Annotated in this window: 19 protein-coding genes and 1 riboswitch; of the genes, 7 read left to right on the top strand and 12 right to left on the bottom strand. The window is 54.9% G+C overall.

Annotated features, from left to right (window positions below; all coding sequences use genetic code 11):
• The first annotated feature begins 18 nt into the window (after positions 1-18).
• Complete coding sequence (locus EAW52_RS21325) at positions 19-426, top strand: hypothetical protein (RefSeq protein WP_162997674.1); 408 nt, start codon at positions 19-21, stop codon at positions 424-426.
• A gap of 155 nt (positions 427-581) precedes the next feature.
• On the opposite strand, the gene EAW52_RS21320 is transcribed toward EAW52_RS21325, so the two are convergent.
• A complete protein-coding gene (locus EAW52_RS21320; RefSeq protein WP_218567890.1) occupies positions 582-2,459 on the bottom strand; it encodes a sigma-54-dependent Fis family transcriptional regulator in 1,878 nt (625 codons plus the stop codon).
• 523 nt (positions 2,460-2,982) lie between these two features.
• Here EAW52_RS21320 and EAW52_RS21315 point away from each other — a divergent pair.
• Positions 2,983-4,818, top strand: coding sequence for an NAD(P)/FAD-dependent oxidoreductase (locus tag EAW52_RS21315; protein ID WP_122043968.1), 1,836 nt, complete (start codon positions 2,983-2,985; stop codon positions 4,816-4,818).
• 324 nt (positions 4,819-5,142) lie between these two features.
• Here the strand turns inward: EAW52_RS21315 and EAW52_RS26235 are convergent, their stop codons facing one another.
• The 9 genes from EAW52_RS26235 to EAW52_RS21270 form a co-directional block, all read right to left on the bottom strand.
• Positions 5,143-8,427 (bottom strand): hypothetical protein, encoded by a 3,285-nt coding sequence (locus tag EAW52_RS26235; protein ID WP_218567889.1) that lies wholly within the window; start codon positions 8,425-8,427, stop codon positions 5,143-5,145.
• 454 nt (positions 8,428-8,881) lie between these two features.
• A complete protein-coding gene (locus tag EAW52_RS21305; RefSeq protein ID WP_122043967.1) occupies positions 8,882-10,039 on the bottom strand; it encodes a glutathionylspermidine synthase family protein in 1,158 nt (385 codons plus the stop codon).
• A gap of 12 nt (positions 10,040-10,051) precedes the next feature.
• Positions 10,052-10,789 (bottom strand): DUF1190 domain-containing protein, encoded by a 738-nt coding sequence (locus tag EAW52_RS21300; RefSeq protein WP_122043966.1) that lies wholly within the window; start codon positions 10,787-10,789, stop codon positions 10,052-10,054.
• A 17-nt stretch (positions 10,790-10,806) separates the two neighbouring features.
• The gene (locus EAW52_RS21295; protein WP_010798797.1) at positions 10,807-11,232 is read right to left on the bottom strand and encodes a DUF350 domain-containing protein; all 426 of its coding nucleotides are present in this window, start codon (positions 11,230-11,232) and stop codon (positions 10,807-10,809) included.
• 13 nt (positions 11,233-11,245) lie between these two features.
• Positions 11,246-11,911 (bottom strand): DUF2491 family protein, encoded by a 666-nt coding sequence (locus EAW52_RS21290; protein ID WP_010798798.1) that lies wholly within the window; start codon positions 11,909-11,911, stop codon positions 11,246-11,248.
• Between the two features lie 30 nt (positions 11,912-11,941).
• Positions 11,942-12,499, bottom strand: a complete 558-nt coding sequence (locus tag EAW52_RS21285) for a rhomboid family intramembrane serine protease (protein WP_122043965.1) — start codon at positions 12,497-12,499, stop codon at positions 11,942-11,944.
• Positions 12,500-12,558: 59 nt separating this feature from the next.
• Entirely contained in the window at positions 12,559-13,263 is a 705-nt protein-coding gene (locus EAW52_RS21280) for a PspA/IM30 family protein (protein WP_010798800.1), read from the bottom strand.
• Positions 13,264-13,289: 26 nt separating this feature from the next.
• Complete coding sequence (locus tag EAW52_RS21275; protein WP_122044882.1) at positions 13,290-13,946, bottom strand: YjfI family protein; 657 nt, start codon at positions 13,944-13,946, stop codon at positions 13,290-13,292.
• Between the two features lie 306 nt (positions 13,947-14,252).
• Complete coding sequence (locus tag EAW52_RS21270; protein WP_122043964.1) at positions 14,253-15,401, bottom strand: hypothetical protein; 1,149 nt, start codon at positions 15,399-15,401, stop codon at positions 14,253-14,255.
• Positions 15,402-16,047: 646 nt separating this feature from the next.
• On the opposite strand from EAW52_RS21270, the gene EAW52_RS21265 reads away from it, so the two are divergent.
• Entirely contained in the window at positions 16,048-16,779 is a 732-nt protein-coding gene (locus tag EAW52_RS21265; protein WP_074829093.1) for an SDR family NAD(P)-dependent oxidoreductase, read from the top strand.
• Positions 16,780-16,837: 58 nt separating this feature from the next.
• Here EAW52_RS21265 and EAW52_RS21260 read toward each other — a convergent pair whose 3' ends face one another.
• Positions 16,838-17,581 (bottom strand): GNAT family N-acetyltransferase, encoded by a 744-nt coding sequence (locus EAW52_RS21260; RefSeq protein ID WP_237719455.1) that lies wholly within the window; start codon positions 17,579-17,581, stop codon positions 16,838-16,840.
• Between the two features lie 100 nt (positions 17,582-17,681).
• Here EAW52_RS21260 and EAW52_RS21255 point away from each other — a divergent pair, with 100 nt between their 5' ends.
• The 3 genes from EAW52_RS21255 (at position 17,682) to EAW52_RS21245 (ending at position 21,902) form a co-directional block, all read left to right on the top strand.
• Complete coding sequence (locus EAW52_RS21255; protein ID WP_122043963.1) at positions 17,682-19,139, top strand: PLP-dependent aminotransferase family protein; 1,458 nt, start codon at positions 17,682-17,684, stop codon at positions 19,137-19,139.
• 351 nt (positions 19,140-19,490) lie between these two features.
• The gene (locus EAW52_RS21250; RefSeq protein ID WP_010798806.1) at positions 19,491-21,137 is read left to right on the top strand and encodes an acetolactate synthase large subunit; all 1,647 of its coding nucleotides are present in this window, start codon (positions 19,491-19,493) and stop codon (positions 21,135-21,137) included.
• Between the two features lie 435 nt (positions 21,138-21,572).
• Positions 21,573-21,902 (top strand): hypothetical protein, encoded by a 330-nt coding sequence (locus EAW52_RS21245; protein ID WP_010798807.1) that lies wholly within the window; start codon positions 21,573-21,575, stop codon positions 21,900-21,902.
• A 145-nt stretch (positions 21,903-22,047) separates the two neighbouring features.
• Here EAW52_RS21245 and mntP read toward each other — a convergent pair whose 3' ends face one another.
• On the bottom strand, positions 22,048-22,620 hold the full coding sequence (gene mntP / locus EAW52_RS21240) for a manganese efflux pump MntP (protein ID WP_122044881.1): 573 nt from the start codon (positions 22,618-22,620) through the stop codon (positions 22,048-22,050).
• Between the two features lie 9 nt (positions 22,621-22,629).
• A riboswitch (yybP-ykoY riboswitch) is annotated at positions 22,630-22,794 on the bottom strand.
• A gap of 293 nt (positions 22,795-23,087) precedes the next feature.
• On the opposite strand from mntP, the gene EAW52_RS21235 reads away from it, so the two are divergent.
• Positions 23,088-24,443, top strand: coding sequence for an esterase-like activity of phytase family protein (locus EAW52_RS21235; protein WP_122043962.1), 1,356 nt, complete (start codon positions 23,088-23,090; stop codon positions 24,441-24,443).
• The last annotated feature ends 23 nt before the right edge of the window (positions 24,444-24,466 follow it).

Below are 24,466 nucleotides of genomic sequence, written 5' to 3'. Positions count from 1 at the left end.
TGCCTGATTGCAGACGAGATGACTGACCTGTTTCCCTGGGGTGAACCGCTAACGATGTCGAAAGCCAGGAAAGTACTGTTGCTGCTCATGATTGTAGGCGCTGCCCTGGGTTATCTCGGGCTTCGTGCCGCTTCAACTCCGCGCGAGGCTCAAGCAGGAAATACTGATGTCGCTCAGCGGCAGCAACTGATTCATGCACTTGTCTCGAACAAGAAAAGCCCTATCAAGGAAGCCCGCTGGGTTACACCGTCCCTGCTGCAGGTAAGCGTTGTTGATGATCATACCTTGCAGTTCCGGCTGGCCGAATCCGTTTGCCTGAGTGCCAAACAGTACGGTACGCCTGCAAAGCTTGTCAGAGTGGTGGATGCAACAAAAATGGGGCAAGGTGGAAAGCTGGTAGAGCTTGGGCAGGCCGCTTGTCAGTAGATAGTCTCGTGAAGGTCGTATAGACGAGAAAACCAACTCTCAAGCGCGCCCCGATTGTCACAATCGGGGCAAGGCGAATCTGGAATGATGAGCCGTTTAATGTAGCCGTTAATCGGCCTGGTGCCTTCCGGTTGATGTGAGAGATGCCACCTTAATTAACGGTTGATCAGCCCGTGTTTACGGAGCTTGCGGTACAACGTATTGCGACTGATACCGAGCCGCTCAGCCACATGCCCCCGATGCCAGTGCTCAGCCTGCAAGGCTGCAACTAGAGCATCACGCTCCGCTGCTCCCAAAGGGTTACATGCATTTTCTGCAGGTGTCTCCAGCGGCAGAACGGCTGCCACATCCCTGAGGCCGATCCAGCACCCTTCGCTCAAGGCTACAAGCGTTCTCAACAGGTTTCTCAGCTGACGAATATTGCCGGGCCATGGCTGCGCCAGTAGCGCCTGCCTAGCTGCCGGTTCCACTCGAATTTCTTTGCCACGAGCCTCCTCTCGGAGCAGATGATCGATCAGCTCAGCCTTGTCGCTTCGTTCTCGCAAAGGCGTCAGGGTGACTTGCAGGCCAGTCAGTCGGTAATAGAGATCTTCCCGAAACTGACCCGCCGCCACCATCGCCTTGAGGTCTCGATGGCTGGCACTGATCAGGCGAATATCAAGCGGCTGTGGTGTGGTACTTCCCAACGGAACGACATGACGTTCCTCTAGAACACGCAGTAGCCGGGTCTGCAGGGCAAGCGGCATATCGCCAATTTCATCAAGGAACAGGACGCCGCCATTGGCATGCTGGAGCTTGCCTGCCATGCCCTCTTTACGTGCACCGGTAAATGTTCCGCCGCAATAACCAAACAGCTCGCTCTCGATCAGCGCCTCGGGAATGGCCGCACAGTTGAGTGCGATAAATGGCTTGCCTGCACGTGAACTGGCACGGTGCAGCGCAGTAGCGAAAGCCTCTTTGCCAGTCCCGGTCTCCCCATAGAGAAGAACCGGCACATCATGCTCCAACACCTTGAGCGCCCGATCGAACGCCGCATGTAGTGCATGATCGGCGAGACATAGCCCCTCGATCTTTGCACGGCGAACCGGCGGAGGCGTTACAACCGTACGCAGCTGTATGCCCCGTACCTGTGCATGGAGCAACACGCCGCTCAAGGTGCATATCGACCAATAGGTACTGGGTTGCGGCTGCGCATAGGCCAGGAGCTCATCGAGTCTGATGTCGAGCACGCCTTCCAGCGACTGACCCAGCAACGCCTCACGGCGGGTGGCCAGTAGGTTCAGGGCCGGCTCGTTAACTGCGGTAATCCGGCCCCCTCCATCGAATGCCAGGAGCCCCTCGCTAAGCAGACCGAGAAATTCGGGCTGGGTATGGAAGCGCAGCAGGTAGTCCTGCTTACAATGCTGCAGGAAAAAGCCATTTTCGATCAGTTTTGCCGAAAGTGTCGTGAGCGCCATCGTATGAAACTGGCTCTGCCGCGATTGCTGCTCGCGAACCGTAGAAACATTGAGTACCGCCTGGAGGTTTCCGGCCGGATCAAAGACGGGCATCGCCGAGCAAGTCAAACCCGTGTGGCGACTGCGAAAATGTTCCTCCCGAAAAATCGTGATGGGTTGGCGCTCAACCAGACAGGTACCCACCCCGTTGGTCCCCTCGATATCTTCGTTCCATACCGCACCAAGCCACAGGCCAGCACGCTCGAGCAGAGTTTGCTCTGCCTCATGGAAGACGCTTTCAATCACCACCCCCTGGGCATCGGTCAACAAGATCGTGTGTCCTGCCCCGCCCAGCTGCTGGTAAAGGGTGTTCATCTGCCCACGGGCCAAGCCAAGGAGGTTACACAGCGGCTCTCGGTGATCAATCAGGCGCGGCTGCTCTATGACGCAAGGTGCCTGGGGACTGGCAGGATCCAGCTGGTAGTGCTCAAGGCAGCGCTGCCAGGAGCGTACGACAACCGGGTCTGTAGAGCCTGAAGGCAAGCTGTCTAGTGCTTTTGAAAAAGGAGGTATTGAAGTATGAGGCCTTTGGGACATTCTTGTTGTTCTCCCTATGCAGGCGGCAAGGTGCAATGTTTAGTGTAGGTCATTCAAGCCTCCAAGGCCGGTAGGCCAGAAGCGATACAAAATGTCACCCCCTTAGGCCATGACCGATACACGGGCTGACTTGGGATAGCCACAACCGTATCGGCAACACCACAGCAGGTAAGCGTTTTCCAAACCTGGCCCCATCCTTGCTCCACTCTCCTATGTATTCCCCTGTACAACAACAACGATCAGGAGAGTCCATTCATGCGTTACGCCTTTTTCTGCACCAGGAACGTTTTCGCCCTGCCATACGGTACGCCAAGGCCATCCATTATCGATTCAAGGGAGCAGCACGCTACGCCCGCTGAACAATCCCTCCTACGCCAGCATGCCTGGTACCGGGAAGCCCTCACCCTCTTGCCCGTTGCACGGTTTAACTAACCCCGTCACGACAGACCTGTTTGAGCCGACGCGGACTTGCCGACCCGGGGCGGACTGCGCACAACAACAATTAGTCCGGGAGGAGACACCTATGAATATTCATGTTGATCCTACAGCCGTATCTCAAGCGCAATCCCCGACAGCCCAGCTCTCCAATTGGGTAGAGCGCTTCGGCAACCGCCTTGCTGCACGAGACATCGATGGCACACTCGAGCTGTTTGCCGATGACTGCCACTGGCGTGATCTGGTGCTGTTCAGCTGGAACCTGATTACGCTGGAGGGCAAAACCGCGATTCGTGAAATGCTTGAGGAGCGCCTCGAACAGACCCAACCTGATCACTGGACGCTGGAGGGCGAGGCGACTCTAACCGACGGTGTACTCGAAGGCTGGATCCGTCTGGAAACAGACGTTGCTCGTGGTAAAGGTTATGTGCGGCTCAAAGACGGGCTGTGCTGGACACTCCTCACCACCATGCGTGAACTCAAAGGGTTCGAGGAGCCTTCCGGGCGGCGGCGCCCCATGGGTGCAACGCATGGACATGGTCATGCCGACAAGCGCAACTGGCTGGAAAAACGCCGTGACGAGGAGGCGGCACTGGGTATCACCGAACAACCCTATTGCCTGATCATCGGGGGTGGGCAAGGCGGTCTGGGGCTTGCCGCACGGCTCAAGCGCCTTGGCGTTCCTACCTTGATCGTCGACAAGGCTGAACGACCGGGCGATCAATGGCGTGGTCGCTATAAGTCGCTTTGCCTGCATGATCCCGTCTGGTACGACCACATGCCCTACCTGCCTTTTCCTGATCACTGGCCCGTCTTTACGCCCAAAGATCAGATCGGCGACTGGCTGGAGATGTATTCCAAAGTCATGGAGCTCAATTACTGGGCAAAGACCGAATGCGTCAAAGCCTCTTATGACGAGACTGCGCGGCAATGGACCGTAGAGGTGGTACGTGACGGCAAACCGATTACGCTTAAACCTACCCAGCTGATTCTGGCGACCGGTATGTCGGGTGTACCTAATGTTCCCGTTTACCCCGGCGCTGAGACGTTTGCCGGACAGCAGTATCATTCCAGCCAACACCCAGGAGGCGATGCCTGGCGTGGCAAACGGGCAGTCGTTATCGGGGCCAACAACTCGGCCCATGACATTTGCGCCGATCTTGTGGAAAACGGTGCGGACGTCACCATGGTGCAGCGCTCCAGCACCCATATCGTACGCTCCGATTCGTTGATGGAAATCGTCTTTGGCCCTCTCTACTCCGAAGATGCCCTTGAGCAGGGGATTACGGCAGACAAGGCCGACATGCTGTTCGCTTCCATGCCCTACCGTGTGCTGCCTGAATTCCATCGCAAGGCCTTCGACCGTGTGAAGGAACGAGACAAGGACTTCTATGAGCGGTTAAGCGCAGCCGGTTTCATGTTGGACTTTGGGGACGATGAGTCCGGCCTCTTCCTCAAATATGTTCGCCGCGGCTCAGGCTATTACATTGATGTTGGGGCGTCGGAGCTCATCGCCAATGGCACTATCAAGCTCAAGAGCGGGAAAGGACTGGGCGTCGATCATATCGAGCCAGACGCCGTAGTCCTGACCGATGGTAGCCGATTACCGGCTGATCTTATCGTCTATGCCACCGGCTACGGCTCGATGAATGGATGGGCCGCCAAGCTGATCTCACAAGAAGTGGCTGACAAAGTAGGCCGGTGCTGGGGGCTTGGGTCAGGTACCACCAAGGATCCAGGCCCATACGAGGGAGAGCTGCGTAATATGTGGAAGCCTACCCAGCAAGACAACCTCTGGTTCCATGGGGGCAATCTCCATCAGTCCCGACATTATTCTCTGTATCTGGCTCTCCAACTCAAGGCACGCTTCGAGGGGCTGAATACCTCAGTCTACAAACTTGCGCCAAGCTACCACAAGGGCTGATCGGCTTGCGCCAATCGCTCAATATTGCGGTCTTGCATGCTTTCTCCAGGCGATGTGCAAGACCGTCTCACGATACGCCGGATATCCGTAGGGCGCTTGAAAATCCAGATCAATGCAGGTGTCCCTGTCATGCTCTTGACTAGCAGCTTGTTCGGACTGGTAGGTGCCACTTATATAGGGGGTAGATGATTAGGCCGCAGGGCATAACGCCGCTACAGGCGGGCGTCAAGTAAGGCAGGCAGCAAGACGGGCCTTTCCCTGGCCCGCCTTGCTGTTTTGCTATGAGTCGCAGCTCTGTCCTTGATTCGACTCATCGCTATTCGCTTACGCCAGTTGTGTATCGAGGTTGGCACCATCCCCCTTGTAATCTTCATGCTCGACGTCGTCGAAACCGGGCGACGGCAAATGCCCTCCGTCTGCAAAGAACTCATATTCCTCTTCACGGTACTCGAAGATACTTAGCTCTTCCGGTGCGTCACGCTGGCCGTAGTTGTACATATATTCATCCAGAAACTCGAAGCGCTGTTTACCATCGGCGGTGAGCAGGTTCTGATCATTCAGATCGTTGATCAGGCTTTGCAAATCTTCGCGATGAGCATTCATGCGGTTGTTGTGCTTGATGTCCTCGACGATCAGGAAGGGCGTCAGCGCCACCGTCAATGCTGCGCCAACCCATAGGAGCGGCCCCGCCAGGGCACGAGCGGCGTTGGCTCCCATGACCGCGGCCATTTGTGCGCCGCCACCGGCAAAGTTGAAGGCGCCCGCAGCAACAGTAATAGCACCCTGCGCCACGGCGACCTTGTCGTTGCTGTTAAGACCTGACTTGATCTTCAAGCCACCCAGCACAATGTCAGCGACCCCGGTGAAGGTATTAGCGCCTGCATCCATGACCCGCAGGAATGCCGAAACGCCACGGCTGGTAGGGGTGCTGCCCTTAAGCCCCGGATTTTTGGCAAAACCGTCACGGAAGCCTTCGTTCAGCGTTGTCCATTGCTCCGGCGTCAGATCCATCTTTGCTGCAAGTTTCTGCTGATCGGGAACAGGGGCCGCATCAATCGCTGCGTTGAAGCCTTCATAGATCTTTTTCAGATCACCCTCCACAAGGCTCAGGTTTCTGCCAGAACCTTCCGGTACATCCTTACCAAAGATCTGCGGCAAGGACTTGTCCAACCCCATCATCTGGTTGATCTTGGTCCCCCAGATGCTATCGACGATATTACTGCCCAGGTTCACGAAGTGCTGCCCTGCGCCCAGGACACTGACAAAGTCTTTTGCAATCGCCAGACGCTCCTCTGGAGTATCCGCCAGCGTGCCGCCCTTGCCTGCAATCTGGTAGATCCCGGAAGCCAGGGAAATCAGACCACCTGCAGACCCCAACGCACCGTTGCCGTTGAGCTCGGTAATGGTCTTGAGCATGCTGCCATGGGCGCCCTCACCCAAGGTCTTGTAGACGTCTTTGCTCATAACCTTGTTGATGTCATCCGCCGTCACGACCCCGTTCTTGCTAAAGGTCGCCCCCAATTCCTTGAGTGCTTCGCCAAATGCTTTTGCAGTCTGCTTGTTACCCAGGAACTCCTGTACGAAGCGCTCGGTTTCCACGGTGCGCCGCGATATGTCGATACCGCCTTTTTTCAGTGCGGTGAGGAGCGTCTTGATCGTGTCCTGGGTAGCTAGAACTGTGTTTTCGTCGTTGATTCCCGAGGGATCGGCCAGCAACTTGTCGAGATCAATTGTCGTGGCGTCGATCATCATGTGCTGGGAAAACTGCGCAGCCTTGTCCGGGTCGAAGGCCGCCAGCGAAGCATAGGTCTTGCCGATGTCAGCCTCCGCCAGTTCATCCTTGCCATTCTTCTTGAGTTCGGCGATATAACGCGAGTACTCCTCGGAGAAGGCCATGGTCTCGAGTTTTTCGCGCACCGCGTCCTTGTTCGGCAGTGCGTCCAGGGCCTTACTTTGTTGAGCCTGGAAATCCTTCTGTACGCTTTCCGAGCCGAAGAGCTTGCCGACCTGTTCGTCCACCTTGGCCTTATCAATGATGGAAGACAGGTCTTTACCGCTCACCTTGGCTGTACCCTGTCCCATCGACATGTCCAGCACGACCATGTCCAACCCGTTCTCGCTGGCGCTCTGAGCACGCAAGGCGTTATAGAGCTTGGCGCGGTCATCGTCCTTGGCAATGCTGCCGTTGTCGATTCCCTTTTTCCAATCGGCGAGCAGGTTCTGCCACGTCAGTTCGCTCACTGTAAGTTTACGGTTCTTGTCCGCTGGATCAGTTGTGGTGGTTTCCAGGTTGGCGACATCCGTTTCGGTATCCGGTGGCAGGCCTGCACTTTCGCGGGCAAAATCGATTTTGCCCTCCTCGGTAAGCTCTGGCCCCTTGAGATTGGAGAAACCGTACTTGCCAAAATCCTGAAGTCGGCCGGCTTCAGTGCCATTTTCTGCTTCGCCGCCCTTGGTGATGCCATTGATCTTGCCATCGCCAATATCGCTACCAGAAAGAACCTTGCCTTCACCGTCGTAGCGCTCGATGTGTTCGAGCACCTGTGAAGCCCGGTAGGCTGCATCGGCATCTTTTTCAAAATCGCCGACTCGCTCCTTGAGCATATCCTTGATGCCACTCTGGTTTCCCAGATTCTTGAGTAGCGGATCGCTGTCGATAATATCCTGGGCCGAGCGCTTATCGTTCGGAGGCAGCTCCCATACGATGCCCAGCTTCTCGGCCTGCTCACGGGCCTGCTTGTCACCCGCTACCGCTGCAGGGTCCTTGAGCTCACCTTTCAGGCTAGAAAAGCCGTACTTACCAAAATCCTGCAGCCGACCGGCTTCAGTGCCGTGCTTCGCCTCACCACTCTTGGTAAAGCCATTGATACTGCCATTGCCCACGTCTTTTCCGGCAATCTTCTCACCAGAGGCGTCCAACGTTTCTACATGCTCCAACACTTGTGCAGCCCGGTAGGCCGCATCGGCGTCCTTTTCAAAATCACCTACCTGCTCCTTGAGCATATCTTTCACGTTGCTCTGGTTGCCCAGGTTCTTGAGCAAGGGATTGGAATCAATAATGTCTTGCGCGGAGCGATCATCACCTTCCGGCCGCTCCCAGCGGATACCCAGCGCTTCTGCCTGCTCGCGAGCCTTATCGTTATTACCAGCTAAAGAGACCTGATGGAGCTCGCCCTTCAAAAAAGAGAACCCATACTTGCCAAAGTCTTGTAGGCGGCCAGCTTCAGTACCGTGCTTTGCATCGCCCCCTTTGGTGAATCCATCGATTCGATCATTATCGACATTGCTGTCACCGATGATGCGATTGCCGTTTTCATCGATCTTCACTACATGCTCAAGCACCTGGACAGCCCGGTATGCGGCGTCAGCGTCCTTCTCGAAATCGCCCACCCGCTCCTTGAGTTTGTCCTTCACCCCGCTCTGGTTGCCCAGATGTTTGAGTAGCGGGCTGTCGTCGATGATTTCCTGCGCCGAACGCGTATCGTCCTTAGGGCGTTCCCAGCGGATGCCGACCTCCTTGGCATCTTCCACTGCCTGATTCCAGGCTTTGTCTGACTCCGAGCCTGCCGGCGAGTTGGCATCGTTATTACTTACAGCCTTGACGGTCATTGCCTATTCCTTCTTGTGGTGGACCAGACAAGTCAGTGACTACATGAGCTTACGTAAACAGGCCGCAAAACTCCCTACTGGTTAGACTGGGCATGGATGAGGTATGGCTATAGGGTTCGGCCTCTCACCAGGATGCTATCGTCAATACATAACGAAGCACCCCGAGCCAGATGCCGACTCCGACAAACCTCGCCTATCAAAAACCTTCACGATGAAAATACAATGACACTGCTGATTGCCAAGCACAGGCAATACCGCAGATAACGGCTAAGTTCCGTCGCTTAGAGAAGATTTTTAGAAGCAGGCCTGTAGGCTGAGCACCGCAGACAAAGATGTAACAAGCAAATGATGGCCGGGTACTAACAGGCTTATCCTGCGTAACATCTGGATGGAGCCATATGCGATACCAGCAAGCGGCGCAGTCAGTGCCACGCCGGGTGGGTTATAGCCGCTATCAACCCAATACCACGTGCGGTAAAAACCGGCTGGAGTCCTTGGTAATAAGGCTGTCATCTTCTCTGATGCCGATACCCGAAGCCACATCGGCAATCACCCAGGAGCCGATCAGGGTGTAACTGTCACCAAAGCGTGGGAGCGGTGAAAAAGCCTGGAGTATGTACGGCGCGTCCGTATAAGGACCATCCTCCCTGACAACTTGATCCTCATCGGTGCGGATTTCAATGTTGGCACCCTCCCGCGAAAAGAAGGGTTTGCGCACCCAACCTTTGGGAACCGGCTTTGCTGGATCAGCATCGACCACGCACGGCAGCAGATTGGGGTGTCCCTCGTTGAATCGCCACAACAGCGGCAGAATACCCTTGTTGCTGATCAAAGACTTCCAGGCGGGCTCCACGAACTGCGTATCACATCGTGGTACGGCTTTGCCAAAATCTTCGTTGAAGATATGCTCCCAGGCATGGAGCTTGAAGAGCCGCTCGATCCAACGTCCTTCAAGGTCTACGAACCGCCCCTCAGCCGTCAGTCCGATATCCTCCACATTGATATGCCGCGCATCGATTCCGGCGTGTGCCGCCATTCGACGCAAGAAATCTGTCGTACCGCGGTCCTCGACCGAGCCCGACATGGCCGAAAAATAGAAAGCCCCACCGACAGGAAATGCAGCAAAGGCACGTACCAGGTCTTCGGCGATGGTATTGAACTGATTTGCCTCAGGCGGCAACACGCCACGGGCGATCTGATCTTCAAGCCATAACAGCTGCACGGATCCTGCTTCAAGCAACGAGGTAGGCGTATCCATGTTGGCTTCCAGCAGTTTGGCTGGCCCGCTTCCGTCGTAGGCAAAATCGAATCGCCCATACAAATGCGGGTGGCCTTCCTTCCATGAGCTGCGGACCAGATCGAAAAAGGCCGGGGGAATGGCGAGACCTTCGAGCAGCTCTTCGCTGTCGACAACCCGGTCGACGACATCCAGGCACATCTCATGCAGTTCCCGGGTCGGCTGCTCCAAATCACGGGTAATCTGGGCCTCGGTGAACTGGTAGTAACCACGTTCATCCCAGTAGCGCTCGCTATCGATCGTGTGAAAGTTGAAGCCTTCACGCTCCAGGGTCTCGCGCCAATCCGGGCGCTCTTCGATGCTGATCTTTTTCATGCTCGAATGTCCTTAGCTACTGCTGTACCCACCGCTGCTCTTGCCACCCCAGCCGCTACGGGCGCTGGCCTGACTGCCAAAGCCTCCGCGAGAGATGGTGGAAGATACGGCTGATCCGGATGTTCCCGAATTTCGACTCAGGCTTCTGCCCAGAGTAGATGAGGTATAGCTGTTGGTAGGACTGGTCCTGGCCTGCGTCGAACGGCTGAATGTCTTACCCTGCTCGATCTGGCGCGAAAGCGTCGAGTTGTAATAGTTGCCGCGGTTGTCCCGCGCCTGGTAAATCGGCTGCGAGTAGTAGTGGTTGTTACCCGAGCCACTAAGCATGTTGCCGATCAGGAGTCCCATGAGCAGACCGTTAAGGTGACTGCCCCCACCTCCGCCGCCGCTTTGATTGTTCGCCTGCTCGACAGCCTGCTTGGGCAGGTCTCCGGACATGGCCAGTTCAAAGCCCCCCAGCTTGGGCATGTACTTGCCATCGGATGTCGCCTGGCAATAACCGGGTACGAAGTCGGCATCGCATGACGCCTGATCGTCGTAGGTCGGCGCGATGCGCTTGTGATCAGCCATCGCCTGCATATAGGCATCCGAACAGATATCGACCGGAACCTTGGCCTCAACGCACTGCTGTACGGAGCTGAAGTTCTGGCTGGCGCTGTAGGTGGCGGTATTCTGTGACTTGCCACAGGCGACCAGCGCCAGCGGCAGGGTACTGGCCAACACCAGCTTGACGGAACTGCGTTTTCTCATCGGTTATTCCTCCTGGCTCAGACCGACGGCGTCATGCAGGCGGAATTGATAAAACCGATACTGATTGCGACAGAGGCTGAATACACTGCCGCAGCCGTTTCACCTCGCCCGATACGAGCAGAAAGGTCTTTCACCACCAGGCTGGTGCCAAGGAAGGTCAACAGCTGAACGACCGCGGCGATGACTACCCAGACCACGAAGTCCAGAACGCTTACGCTATAAGCAATGATGTTGCTCGCCGGCAGGGCAAAGCCGATCAGCGAGCCACCTAAAGCAATAGCAGCCGCGGTATTGCCCTCGCGAATGAGCGCAAATTCCTTGTGTGGTGTGAGACGGGTATAAACCAGCTGGAACAAGGCGAACAGGATAGCCGCAACAACAATATAGATGATGAAGCCCATTACCGCGCCAGCGTTCAGGGATAGACGAAGTGCTTCAAGCATGTAGATTTCCTTATCAGAGGACCTGAAGGTCTGTAGGTTGTAGCGTTACGCCAACGGCCGTCGACAGCGAGATGACACCCTCATCATCTTCCTCGACCGACAGGAGCAGAAACTCCCGACGATTCACCAGGCCGATTTCACGTGCGTAGAGCATGCAATTATGCCGGATTCGATAAGACTGCTCTGGACTTTTGACGTACTCAAGGAGCGGCGTCAGCTCCGTCTGGCCGTCTTCCGTCCCCCATTGGCGTTCATACTCCTCGCCGTCGAGCTCATAGAGTGGCATACCCAGCTTTGCGCCCGGCCCCGAAAGGCTTAGCAATTCGGCCTTGCTGTTGATCGTGGTGACGCTGTGATAGCCAAAAAGAATGATGTCCTGGATGTCATCATTGCTAGGGCCGTTCATGACTATCTGGAGGAAATAGTCCTCATCGTCCAGATAGAAACGCAGCAGTCGCATGGACTGGCCAAGGTCGATATTACCCACCGCCCAGACCTTTTCATCCCCTGGCAGGGTAACGTGCGAGTGCCCGTCGAGCAGCAGCTTCAGGGATTTGTCCAGGCATATCATCCGCTCCCGGGTCAGCCCCAGCGGGCTGGCGTTGGTGATAGGTGCAGAACCTGCCCTTTCCTTAGGGAGCGGCGCCTCCATGCCTAGCGCCCTCTTGATCCAACTCATAAAGCACCTCCTGTTTCTTTATTGTAGAGATTATCTGGCATTAGCCAGTAATGTCTTCGAATGCATGATCCACCCGACCACTATGCCTGCAACGGCACCGGCGATGTGGGACTCGAACGAAATACCCGGCACGGGTAGAAAACCAAAGACCAGCCCGCCATAACCCAGCAAGGCGGCTGCGGCAATCAATAGACTTAAAAGGCTCCGCTGAAACCATGCGCGGGCCAGGACATAGGACCACAGACCGAAGATCAGCCCACTGGCTCCTACATGAATACTAGGCCGACCCAGCAGCCAGACCAGCAGTCCGCCCAACATGGCAATCAGCACGAGCACCCGAACATAGCGCTCGAGGCCTTCGTTGGAAATAAGCCAGCTGAGCATTACAAAGGGCGCAAGGTTACTGAGCAGATGCCGGATGGAGCCGTGTAGAAAAGGGGCAAACAGGAGCCCCTGCAAGCCGCTGGTTGTACGAGGGATGATTCCGTGGTGTACCAGGCTGTTCGCCGTCAAGGTGTTCACCAGTTGAACCAGCACCATGATCCCGGCCAACATGAGAATAACCGGCAGGCATTTTCCTGTACGCATCGACATCTCTCATGACACAGAAGGGCAGCCGGAAGGATTCGGCTGCCCTTCTGTAACGCTTATTGTGCAGAGCCCGAGGATTGCTTGGCCTTCAGGCGAGCCAGGACATCAGCACCGCCGCCCGACTTGGAGCCAATCCCGGCTTCTTGTAGACGGCGCTCCAGATCACCGCCGTTGGAAGCGCTGGCGAGCTCTTCAGCTGCCTGCAGGCGAGCATCCTGCTCGTCCTGACGGGCCTTGATCCGGGCCAGCGAATCTACAGCCGTTTCCAGGGAACCATTGGCACCACCTGTAGCGGCAGCTGTTGCCACTCGTGCCTTCTGAACGGTTTCCCGCGCCTTGGCCATCTCGACTTGCTGCTTGAGCCCCTTGATCTGCGCTTCGGCCTTGATGACCTGAGCATGCAGGGCTTCTGTCTGCTTGCCGAACTGATCCGCCAGCACCTGCTCCTGATCACGCTGGGCCTCGATCTCGGCTACCTTGTTTGCACACTCAGTCGCCAGACCTTCCTCGCCTTTCTCCAGCGCAGCCATCGCCTTGCCTTCCCAGTTCTGAATGTCCCCCTTGAAGGCATCCAGACGTTGCAGCGATAGCTTGTGCTTGGCCTTGATATCGACCAGGCCGTTACGAGCCCGCAGCAAGGCGGCTTCGGCATCACGGATTTCCTGGTCAAGAATACGGATCGCCTGCTGATCGACAATTGCTTCGCCCACTTCAGAGGCGCCACCGCGAAGCGCGGTTACTACTTTTTTCCAAATGCTCATCTGTGTACTCCAATGCGAATAAAGGGTCAGGCCTTGATATGATCTTCGAATGCTTCAGCAGCACGAATCACGTTTTCCGCCAGGGTGTAGATCTCCTGAACGATGACCGTCAGGGACGAGGCCGCGCTCAAGGCACCAAACATGCAATAAATCTCTGTACCGTCTACCGATTCGATACCTACCGAGGACAGGGGGAACATGTCCCGGCTACGCAGCAGCAGGCTGTTGAACTCAACGGTATCCTTGACTTTGCCTGCCTCGAACAGCGTCGCATCGACTAACACCTGATCACCGGAGACCGCCAGGTAAATCGGCAAGTCGCCATACTCAGTCATGGTAAGTTTGATGCTGGGCACCGCACCTTCGGCAATGGTCAGAACAATCTCGCCCTTCTCAACCGCCTCAAGCTCGGCCAGGGCCTTGTGCAGCGAGCTGATACTCCAGTTGGTGTTCTCGGTCATAAAGTCCTCCAGTTTGACTTTCTCGCCCAAAAAGGGCTGCCGTAGCGCTTTTTCTATACCCCGAAGGGCGTTGACGTTTTCAGGAAGAATCCAGAACTCACGCTTTACCAGACCTGCCTCACGTAATCGCGTCCGCATCTCGCGGACATAATCAGCGGTCGTTTTACCTTTGCCGGAGCCTGCCTTGGCTGTAGCATCATCCAGTGGTTTCTTGCGAGGCATCTGACCTCCCAGACTCATTACATGTAAGGAAATTTACGCCTGAATCCAGGGCAGCGCAATACTTACATGTAAGTATTTTTAACCATTACATGTAATATTATTTTGCTTGAATATTTTCAGGCACTTCCTGACCTACTCGGTTAGAAGGGACGCTACGGGACTGGCACCACAGGTACTTTGGTTGGTCTACCAGCCCTCAGAACTGAAAGGTGTGCGGCAGTCGTTGCAAGACAAGCACTGCCCAGTACGACGTATTTCAAGGAAATCACCCGGGCAGGCATAGATCAGCTTAGTCAGACAAGTAGCTTATTGCTGAATAATCGTTGCGGTATTTCCAGCGCCCATCTGAGTGATCGCAGCAGAATGGCCGGCAACGCTTGCTTCAGCAATCTGCTGGGTAATGGTAACTATGTTTGCAGTGCCATTTTGCTGAACGGTCGCTGCGTTGCCATTGCTGAAGATTTCGCCTAAATCACTTTGTGACAAGGTGATCTCATTGGAGGTACCGAGCTGCGTAAGATCAGCATGGCTGAGATTGCCCGTCTGGCTGACCGTTACGATGTTGGCGTCCCCTTCTTGGACATAATCTGTACGAGTCTGATAGTCCCCTTGCCTAATATCCACGACATTGCCGTTGCCTATAGAGCGCCCAACAATAGAGCCTGATATCGCACTCTGGTCGGCAAACAGCTCGTTGTTATTACCGTTCTGCGTAACCTCCATGGAGTTAAGACCGCCTTCCTGAGTAACCGTGGCCGCGTTACCCATACCGTCCTGAGCTAAGGTCAATTGGTACTGCTCATAGCGACTCCCGGACCACTGCTCTACGGCAGCAACGTTTTGATCGCCTGCCTGTGAAATCGAAACTGAGGCACCGTAGGGTCCGTCCTGCTGATTGAGAACGATCTGATTGGCGTTACCCAATTGGGTCAGCTCGGCTGATTTTCCTGTCGCTTGCACCACATTAATAATATTGTCGTTCCCCGTAGTGCGGGCTGTTAACGTGTTGTCGGCACGCTCTTGCTGATCGACAAGCTGAGTATTGTTGTTTCCTTCCTGATAAAGGGTCGCGGTGTTGGAGCCATAGGTACTTAGCTGATTAAGGATCGCTGTATTGGCGTCACCACGTTGTGTAACGGATGCCGTAGCCGCCTCACCGAGCGTGCTCTGATAGATGGACGCTGTGTTTGCATCACCCGTCTGGCTAACCTCTACCCAGTGTCCCGTTCCGTCCTGAGTTGTTTCGGCCTGATTGCCATTACCCGCCTGCAGAATAGCGGAGCGATTCATATCACCTGTCTGAAGCTGCGTAGCCGCATTGTTTTCTCCGCTCTGCTCGAGCGTCACGTCGTTATTGTTCCCTTCCTGGGTTTGTGTAGCGCTGTGGTTGGCAGCCATTGCGTGCCCAGTGAGCGTAACAAGTACAGCAAGTGCAAGAGGCTTTAGCATGAACATGATTTACCTTCCTTGTGGAGTCATTGATCTCTCTTGCCAAGTCATGGACAAGGCTAAAGAGCTATAGACCAGCCCTCTGAAAGTGGCAAATGTTCATATTTGCGCTTAACTGGCACGATGATTACTAATCAATATCAAAGTGCATTTATTAACATAGGCTGCTTGTAATCCTTCCAACCCACTCTTTTACAAAAGGCAAGGCCATCACATTGTTGTGAGTTTGCTAAGTGAGCGATAAAGCAGGCTCAGGCTTTTCCTGTCTTGGGAAAGGCGTCCTTTAACTGATAGCCTTATTTGCTTGTTTGCCAAATCATTGTTTGTACGGCTATATGTGGATGACTGTCCAGACGCTCCCATTCGTCCATAAAAACAAATCCTTGTTTTAAATAAAATTGACCGCTCTCGTATTAGTTGAAGAAACTCCAAAGAATACTTGCATGTATTCTTTTTCTATCGCACGGGCTTTAACTGTCTCAACAAGCCGGACAGCCACACCGGTAGGCACACACTTCACACCGTGCTTCTGTGACGTGTACGCTTCTGCCCTTTCTTCCGAACTTGAACAGTGGTTTAACCGCTAGGCCGCCTGTACACCACAAATAGGCAGATATGCTTATGATAGGTGTCCCTTTTCAGGAAGACGGTCATGACGCAAAAGACATTATTGTTGACGGGCGCGAGCCGTGGCATCGGCCATGCCACGGTCAAGCACTTCAATGCAGCGGGCTGGCGCGTATTTACCGCTTCACGCCAGAATTGGGCGGCAGACTGCCCTTGGTCCGAAGGATTGATGAACCATATCCATCTCGACCTCGAAGACATCGATAGCGTTGAGCAGAACTTGGCGCTGATTCACGACAAACTGGGTGGTCGTCTTGACGCGTTAGTGAATAATGCTGGCATCTCACCCAAAAGCGAGACCGGTTCACGGCTGGGTGTGTTAGAAATGGGCTACGCCGATTGGATCAAGGTATTCAACGTCAACTTATTTTCTACCGCCCTGCTGGCAAAAGGGTTGTTCAATGAGCTCAAGGCCGCCAAGGGCTGCGTCATCAACGTTACCTCCATTGCTGGGTCGCGAGTTCATCCATTCGCCGGCGTAGCCTATGCAACGTCCAAAGCGGCCCTTTCGGCGCTGACCCGGGAAATGGCCTACGACTTCGGCCCGCATGGCATCAGGGTAAATGCCATTGCTCCAGGTGAAATCGATACCTCGATTCTTTCACCCGGAACGGAAGAAATCGTTCAACGCGATATTCCACTTCATCGCCTGGGTAAGCCCGAGGAAGTGGCCTCCTTGATCTACTTTTTATGTACAGGAGGCGCGTCGTACATCAATGGCTCTGAAATCCATGTCAATGGCGGCCAGCATGTATGACGCACAGAAAGACCGGATAAAAGTTGCTACGGCTTTTCTCTGAATCAACCAAGTCGGCTCAACCGAGTGGATCGTTTACCCGAGCACTCCTTTGGAATGCCTGAAGGGAACGGAGCTGTTGGCCGTACTTGTTAAAGTTGACCGGGTCTAACCATCCCGTAAACGCGTTACGCAGTACCAGCCATTCAGTGTCAATGATTGAAAACCAGGCCGTATCCCGGCTCCGTCCCTTGTAGACCAGAGCCTGCCGGAATACACCTTCAAACTGAAACCCCAAGCGAAGCGCAGCCTGGCGCGAGGGCTCGTTCAGGCTATCGCATTTCCACTCGTAACGCCGATAGCCCAGGTCCTCGAAGGCATGATACATAAGCAGATAATGTGCTTCGGTTGAAAGTATCGAGCGCTTCATGAGTGTGGAGAAAGCAACATGCCCAACCTCCATAACGCCATTGGCAGGATCTATCCGCATCAGGGACAACGTCCCAACCGCGCGACCGCTTCGTAGATCGACCACCGCGAAGTGCATCGGGTCCTCACTCGCAGCAGCCTGCTCGGCAAACCGATGATAGTCCGCTTCATGAGTAAAAGGGCCGGACAGCATATAGGTCCAGTCTCGGCCGTCTTCTGCCTGACCATACGCCTCGTACAGGTCGGCTGCGTGGATCTCAGCATTGAGTGGCTCAAGGCGACAATAGCGACCCTCTTTTACCGTACGAGACGGCCGTGAACGCTCTGTCCACTCTGCCAGAGGCTGCCCTATGGGTTGTTGGTACGCGTTCCGTATTTCTTCCCGATTCATCATCTACCTGACCGACAGTTGAATGAGCTATAACGGTATTCAAGATATGGCTCTGCCAAAAGAGCCACATTTGAGCTTTTTTATAGAGCCACACACTTAGCTGATGAATACGATACGTGAAACCCTGTTGCTGTTTGACACACCATTCTCTCGAGCCCCATCAGCGGCGTCTTTGCAGGCACAGCTCTATGAACGACTTCAATCAGCTATTTTGAAGGGACAGTTGGCGGCAGACACTCGGCTGCCCGGCTCACGTGAACTGGCCAGAGTGTTATCAATTTCACGCAACACGGTTATTGCCGTGTATGAGCAACTTTCCACCGAAGGGTATGTTCATGCGAGCCCTACCGGTACCCGAGTCGCGAGATTGTCCGAGAGGCCTGTATCCGCTGCAGATGATATGCCATGTACGGCCGGACTGGCCCGACGCATTGAGCAGATAGGGGATGCCTCAGCGCTCGCCGAATCCAGTGGTGCACTCCGGCCTGGTATCCCGGCACTCTCCTACTTTCCGCTCTCTACCTGGCGACGGGTGTTGGATCAGGAGATCAGCCGTGCAGGCGCTTCGGGTCTGGGCTATGGAGATCCGTTGGGTGAGCCACGTTTACGCGCCTCGCTAGCACGTTATCTCTCGCTTTCACGCGGGGTTAACTGCACGGCAGAGCAGATCATCATTACCGAAGGAACCCAGGAAGCCCTGGCGCTATCTGTTCGCCTGCTGACCAATCCAGGCGATACGGCCTGGATTGAAGATCCCGGCTACCGGGGTATAAAGACTGCAATGCGTGCAGGTGATCTACATATCGTTCCCAAACGGGTCGATACAGAAGGGTTGGCAGTAGCAGCCGCTGACTGGGTTACTGCTCCACCTCGCCTGATCTACACTACTCCCTCTCATCAATATCCCATGGGGTCAGTGCTTAGCGTAAGCCGGCGTCTGGCATTGATTGAGCAGGCACGAGCGCATGGCGCCTGGATCATTGAAGATGATTATGACAGCGAGTTTCGCCATTTCGGTGAGCCTGTAAAAGCCATGCAAGGCCTCGTCCTGAATGCGCCAGTGGTGTATATCGGCAGCTTCAGCAAAACCATGTTTCCAGCGCTTCGCCTGGGTTTCATGGTACTGCCTCACTCACTGATGGTAGCGACCCGCGCATCCTTGGCAGAAATGCTGCGTGGAGGACATCGTCATGAGCAGCTGGCGATGGCGTCCTTTATCGAGAAGGGACATTTCAGCCGTCATCTAGGCCGTATGCGGCGCCTATACCGTGAGCGCCAACAGATCTTGCGCACCGCGCTCCAGCAGTTCATCCCTATGCCCTATGAACTCATGGGTGGAAATGCGGGAATGCATCTGACGTTACGTCTACCCGCACATTGTTGTGACCAAAAGGTAGTTGAAGCGGCCAGTCGCTACAATATGGCTCCAGCGGCGCTGTCGCGTTATACCTTGTCACCGATGCCCGAGGACAACGGCTTGGTAATTGGATATGGCAATACGGCGACGGAACTGTTTGCTCCGCTGGCCAGCAGACTTGGGCAACTTCTTAAAAGCGCTTGATTACTGATGTTGCTGAAGGGTTCCAGTCACGGCCCAGGCTTAACGTTATCTCTTTCGTATCCATGCAGATCTACCGTACGAACTTGAAAGAGCCCCTTGCACCCTTAAAGACAATCTAAGGCTGGCTATAAATTGCCCACTTCACTAACATCCGGTCAGGCTAAGGCGTCAGCATGTAGCTATTGCGCAAAACCACTACATTTCGTCTGTTCCGCCTCGCTTTTTTTGCAAAAAAATGAATTTTTTTACTGAATTTGTCCTTCTACGGCCCATGCGGCATGGACAAATCACTATCAGCATTGCACCCTTGGGTCGGAGCTTCTCTAACCGCCCTACCTGAAGGAAAAAGTGATGGCCAAGGCCTCTGATTTGATCGTACGTTGTCTGGAAAACGAAGGTGTGGAATACATCTTTGGTATTCCTGGGGAAGAAAACCTGGACCTGCTGGACTCGCTCTCTCGTTCCAGCCAGATCAAACTGATCCTGACACGTCACGAACAATCCGCCGGATTCATGGCGGCGACCTATGGTCGTCTGACCGGTAAGACCGGCGTGTGTCTGTCGACGTTAGGCCCAGGCGCCACAAACCTTGTGACTGCAGGCGCCTATGCCTACCTGGGCGGCATGCCAATGATGATGATCACCGGGCAGAAGCCGATCAAGAAGTCCAAGCAGGGCCGTTTCCAGATTATCGATGTCTGCGGCATGATGGACCCGATTACCAAGTACACACACCAGCTGGCCTCTGCCGACAATATCCCTTCGCGTATCCGTGAAGCGATCCGTCTAGCTGAAGAAGAAAAGCCCGGTTCGGTTCACTTGGAACTTCCAGAAGACATCGCGGCTGAGCAGACTGAAAGCACCCCGATTCCACCCAGCCTGACCCGCCGTCCCATCGCTGAATACAAGTCCATCCAGGCTGCCATATCCAAACTGGAAGGCGCACGCAGTCCAGTCCTGGTCATCGGTGCGGGGGCCAATCGCAAGATGACGGCGCGCGTGCTGCGTCAGTTGATTGAAAAGACAGGTATTCCGTTCATTACCACCCAAATGGGTAAAGGGGTGGTAGATGAGCGTCATCCCCGTTTCCTGGGTAACGCGGCGCTGTCGGCCGGTGACTTCGTGCACCGTGCGCTGGAGTCGGCTGATCTGATCGTCAACATTGGTCACGACGTCATCGAGAAGCCACCGTTCTTCATGGTGCGTGGAGGTACGGAGGTCATCCACATCAACTTCCGTTCGGCCGAAGTCGATCCGGTGTATTTCCCTCAGGTAGAAGTGGTAGGCGATATCGCCAATGCCATCTGGCAAATCAAGGAAGCCATTGAAGTTCAACCAACCTGGGACTTCGACCGCCTGTTGACCATTCGTGAAGCCAACGAGGCCCATGTCTCCGAAGGTTCTACAGATGACCGCTTCCCGATGTACCCGCAGCGTATGGTCGCAGACCTGCGCAAGGTGCTGCCGTCGGATGGTATCGTGGCGCTGGATAACGGTATCTACAAGATCTGGTTTGCCCGTAACTACAAGGCCTACATGCCTAACACGGTGTTGCTGGACAACGCACTGGCTACCATGGGTGCTGGTCTTCCTTCTGCCATGGCGGCACGCCTGGTTCATCCACAGACGCCTATCGTTGCTGTATGCGGTGATGGTGGCTTCATGATGAACAGTCAAGAGCTGGAAACTGCAGTACGTCTGAAGATGAACCTTGTGGTCATCATCCTGCGTGATGACGGATACGGCATGATCCGCTGGAAGCAGGCACAGATGGGCTTTGAAGATTATGGTCTGGACTACGGTAACCCGGACTTTGTCCGTTATGCCGAAAGCTATGGCGCTCAGGGCCATAGGGTGGAAAGCGCCGCGGAATTCGCCTCATTGGTTGAGCGCTGCGTGAACACACCAGGCGTACATGTAATCGATTGCCCAGTCGACTACTCTGAGAATGACCGTATCCTGCACCAGGAAATCAAGGAGCGCAGCGCTCAGGTCTAAACAGCACTACTGAACCTGATAAAACCAAACGCCCCCGTACTAACGGGGGCGTTTGGTTTGAGAGTCTGGAAGGATGGGTATGGTCCCCACCTTTTCACCCTATCGCGTCGGCGCCTCATGAATCAAAGCGATCCGGTTACTGCTGGCCACTGCTCGAACCCTAACTGATCAAAAAATGATCAACTCTGTCCAGCCCTTGCCGTATATGGGCTAGCCATAATTATCCACAAGCATATTCACTTTATAAGTGGAAAACCTATCAGGCTGAAACACTGAAAAGCTGCAGCCCGGCCTGTTAGCTCACCCCAACATCGACGCCTTATTGATTCGGATCAACGTCCTGCACGGCAAAACGCTGAACTTCTGGTCACAAGCGGGTTACTAAATCGTAACCGAAGGACAATGTTATCGATCCCTCTAGAAAGGAGTGCTGATTTGAGCCAGTTAGAGAATGTCCCAAAGCGTAAACGCATTACGGCTACGTATGTCATAACGCTTGCGATCCTGGGAATCCTGTTTGCCATCGTGGTCAACAAGTTCATTCTGCCCAAGTCCGAGACCTTTGATGGCGATGCCGTCAAGCCCAGACCTTCAGTCAGCGAGTACATTACCCAGGCCCAGCCGGACGTCTGTAAAGATGAGGCAGCAGATGCGCCAAGTCCGAAATGCGTATCAGACCTTGCCCTTAAGGCCAAAGAGCAGGGCTATGACTTTAATGAAGTGGATACTTACCTGAAGCAACGCTTCCCTAACGTTCAGCGTTAACGAAGCAGCCTGGAAGCGCCAGTCCTTCTTAAGAACGCTTCCCCAAAACACCAGAGCGCCTGCAGACATCTACCGCAGGCGCTCTGGTTTTAAAGCATGAAACAGGACGTAATTGATCAACGATTACGGACAGCACCCAGCCGGATCAGCCGGTTACTGCGGTCAGATGCTCATGCAGAATGACCGAGCCGATACCGATTAGCACTACCCCACCAATGATCTCGGCCCGCTTGCCGATGACAGCCCCCATCACGCGCCCCAACATGACGCCGATAGTCACCATGATCATGGTCGCCAAGCCGATGGCCAGCGCCGCGCTAATGATATTGACGTTGATGAAAGCAAGCCCCACGCCGACCGCCAGGGCATCGATACTGGTGGCTACCGCCGTAATGGCGAGCAACCAGAACGAGTGCTGAGTGGGCTTTTCCTCGACCTCTTCTGCTTCTCTCACGCCAGACCAGATCATGCGCAGACCCAGACCCAACAGGAGCGTAAAGGCAATCCAGTGATCCCACTCTTGTACAAACTGAGCAGCTGCAAGGCCAGCAGCCCAGCCAATGACAGGTGTGATGGCCTCAATGGTGCCAAAGATCGCACCGGTGCGCAGCGCTTCTCGCAGACAAGGCTTATGCAGGCTGGCACCTTTGCCCACCGCAGCGGCGAACGCATCCGTGGACATGGCTAAGGCAAGTAAGACGAGAGCAGCTGGATTCACGATTTCCGTACCGATCGGGCTAACGTCCAATGACATATCCACGCGCCCGATCCTGAACGCGGATATATCAATGGTCTCGCCAACCGGGTGGTCGTTTATGCCACGGCATGCATGCCGAGGATGTTGACATAAACACTTTCGAAGCATTCGAAAGCAGGCTACTCCCCAAAGAAGCCGCCACAATACACAAAGAAATTTATCAAGTCTATCAGATAGATAGAGCTAATCTTTTTAGCCATGGCTATGTTTTGCCGCCACCTTATAGGCTCGAAAGGGCCTCAGGCACATTGAGCTTGTATAACCTCAGCGTATACCTCTCCTACTGACACAGGCGTCAACGTACCGCCAGCTGTGCGGCTCGGTGCCATATGCCTGACACACTTGCGCCGTATTGTGCTCAACACCACTGGAGCAGCTGCCATGGGCTTGCGACCGGTGCACTCACTTCCTGGACGGAGAAGATAACAATGAAAAAAGTACGGCCTCTCTGGGTCGCGCTGGCGGCTGCGCTGTCCACCCATGCGCTGGCGTCTCCCAATAATACGCTGGTAGGCTGGGCTGTCATGTCACCTGATACGTTTTCCGATGGGCCTACTTCTGGCCAGTTCATCAGTCCAAATTCGTATGGCACCTTTCTGCCGCCTTATCAGGGCCGCCAGCCCGTACAGGGGTTTTCCGCGGTGTTGCCAGGCGCTGATGAAAACAGTTTTCTGTTCCTGACAGACAATGGCTTCGGCACTCAGGCCAACTCTGCCGATGCCCTGCTGCGTCTGTATAGCGCACGGGTTGATTTCAAGACCCGCCGCGGCGGTACTGGTACGATTACCGCAAGCAACGCTCTGACCGGCATGCCTCTGGCTCGCTTTACCGAGCCGTCGCGAATCACGCTCAACGATGTCAACCGTAAACTGACCATGCCTATCCAGGCGGATTACGCTCACTACTACAACAAGAGCACCAATCCCGAAGTGGATCCCGCCATTCAGTTCTCTCGCCTGATCACTGGTGCTGATCTGGACGTCGAGTCCGTGCGCCGTGACAAGAACTGTGCATTGTGGTTTGGCGATGAGTTCGGACCTTATCTGGTCAAGACAGACGGCTCAGGAACTGTATTGCGGAGCGAAATCCCACTTCCGGGCGTTTACGCGCCGGAAAACAAGGACGTTGTGGCAGGAAAGGCCACGGCCAACCTGGGCGGCTCGGGCGGGTTTGAGGGTATGGCTATCAACCCCCGTGGTGACAAATTGTATGCCCTACTGGAAAAACCGGTGACAGGTGATCCGGCCAACCAGCTGCGTATCAACGAATTCGACATCGATCATGAGCGCTTCACGGGCGTCACCTATTTTTATCGTACCCAAGCTGCTGGCAATGCTATTGGGGACATGACAGCCATCGACGATAATCGCTTTCTGGTCATCGAGCGTAACGGCGGCACAGCCACCAATGGCGTCCCGTTCAAGCGGATCTACCTGATCGACACCCGTGCCGTGCCTAATGGCGGTGTGGTACGCAAGACCGAACTGGTCGATCTGATGCGCCTGGACGACCCAGACGACCTGAACGGCGATGGATCAAATGTATTCACGTTCCCCTATGTCACTATCGAAGACGTGCTGCCGCTGGACGAGCGCACCCTGCTAGTGGTCAACGACAACAACTTTCCGGGCGGTGGTGGTCGCGAGCGGGCAGCAGACGCGACCGAGTTTCTGAAAATCCGTCTGGCCCAGCCTATTCCAGGCATGTGGCCGCCACACTTGTTACAACGCACCAGTAATGCACGGTGCGGTCTGCCTTTGAAAATGGCCAGAAACGGCCAGTAAACCAGAAGCGCTCCGAAGCATTC

The organism is Pseudomonas sp. LTJR-52, from assembly GCF_003691465.1.
Lineage (GTDB): Bacteria > Pseudomonadota > Gammaproteobacteria > Pseudomonadales > Pseudomonadaceae > Chryseomonas > Chryseomonas luteola.
Note: the sequence above shows the minus strand (reverse complement) of the source record. Positions and strands in the feature narration are given on the sequence as shown.

Coding starts and splice junctions, on each gene's coding strand:
- EAW52_RS21325 (WP_162997674.1), top strand. CDS start 19: ATGACTGACCTGTTTCCCTGGGGTGAACCGCTAACGATGTCGAAAGCC.
- EAW52_RS21320 (WP_218567890.1), bottom strand. CDS start 2,459: ATGTCCCAAAGGCCTCATACTTCAATACCTCCTTTTTCAAAAGCACTA.
- EAW52_RS21315 (WP_122043968.1), top strand. CDS start 2,983: ATGAATATTCATGTTGATCCTACAGCCGTATCTCAAGCGCAATCCCCG.
- EAW52_RS26235 (WP_218567889.1), bottom strand. CDS start 8,427: ATGACCGTCAAGGCTGTAAGTAATAACGATGCCAACTCGCCGGCAGGC.
- EAW52_RS21305 (WP_122043967.1), bottom strand. CDS start 10,039: ATGAAAAAGATCAGCATCGAAGAGCGCCCGGATTGGCGCGAGACCCTG.
- EAW52_RS21300 (WP_122043966.1), bottom strand. CDS start 10,789: ATGAGAAAACGCAGTTCCGTCAAGCTGGTGTTGGCCAGTACCCTGCCG.
- EAW52_RS21295 (WP_010798797.1), bottom strand. CDS start 11,232: ATGCTTGAAGCACTTCGTCTATCCCTGAACGCTGGCGCGGTAATGGGC.
- EAW52_RS21290 (WP_010798798.1), bottom strand. CDS start 11,911: ATGAGTTGGATCAAGAGGGCGCTAGGCATGGAGGCGCCGCTCCCTAAG.
- EAW52_RS21285 (WP_122043965.1), bottom strand. CDS start 12,499: ATGCGTACAGGAAAATGCCTGCCGGTTATTCTCATGTTGGCCGGGATC.
- EAW52_RS21280 (WP_010798800.1), bottom strand. CDS start 13,263: ATGAGCATTTGGAAAAAAGTAGTAACCGCGCTTCGCGGTGGCGCCTCT.
- EAW52_RS21275 (WP_122044882.1), bottom strand. CDS start 13,946: ATGCCTCGCAAGAAACCACTGGATGATGCTACAGCCAAGGCAGGCTCC.
- EAW52_RS21270 (WP_122043964.1), bottom strand. CDS start 15,401: ATGTTCATGCTAAAGCCTCTTGCACTTGCTGTACTTGTTACGCTCACT.
- EAW52_RS21265 (WP_074829093.1), top strand. CDS start 16,048: ATGACGCAAAAGACATTATTGTTGACGGGCGCGAGCCGTGGCATCGGC.
- EAW52_RS21260 (WP_237719455.1), bottom strand. CDS start 17,581: ATGATGAATCGGGAAGAAATACGGAACGCGTACCAACAACCCATAGGG.
- EAW52_RS21255 (WP_122043963.1), top strand. CDS start 17,682: ATGAATACGATACGTGAAACCCTGTTGCTGTTTGACACACCATTCTCT.
- EAW52_RS21250 (WP_010798806.1), top strand. CDS start 19,491: ATGGCCAAGGCCTCTGATTTGATCGTACGTTGTCTGGAAAACGAAGGT.
- EAW52_RS21235 (WP_122043962.1), top strand. CDS start 23,088: ATGAAAAAAGTACGGCCTCTCTGGGTCGCGCTGGCGGCTGCGCTGTCC.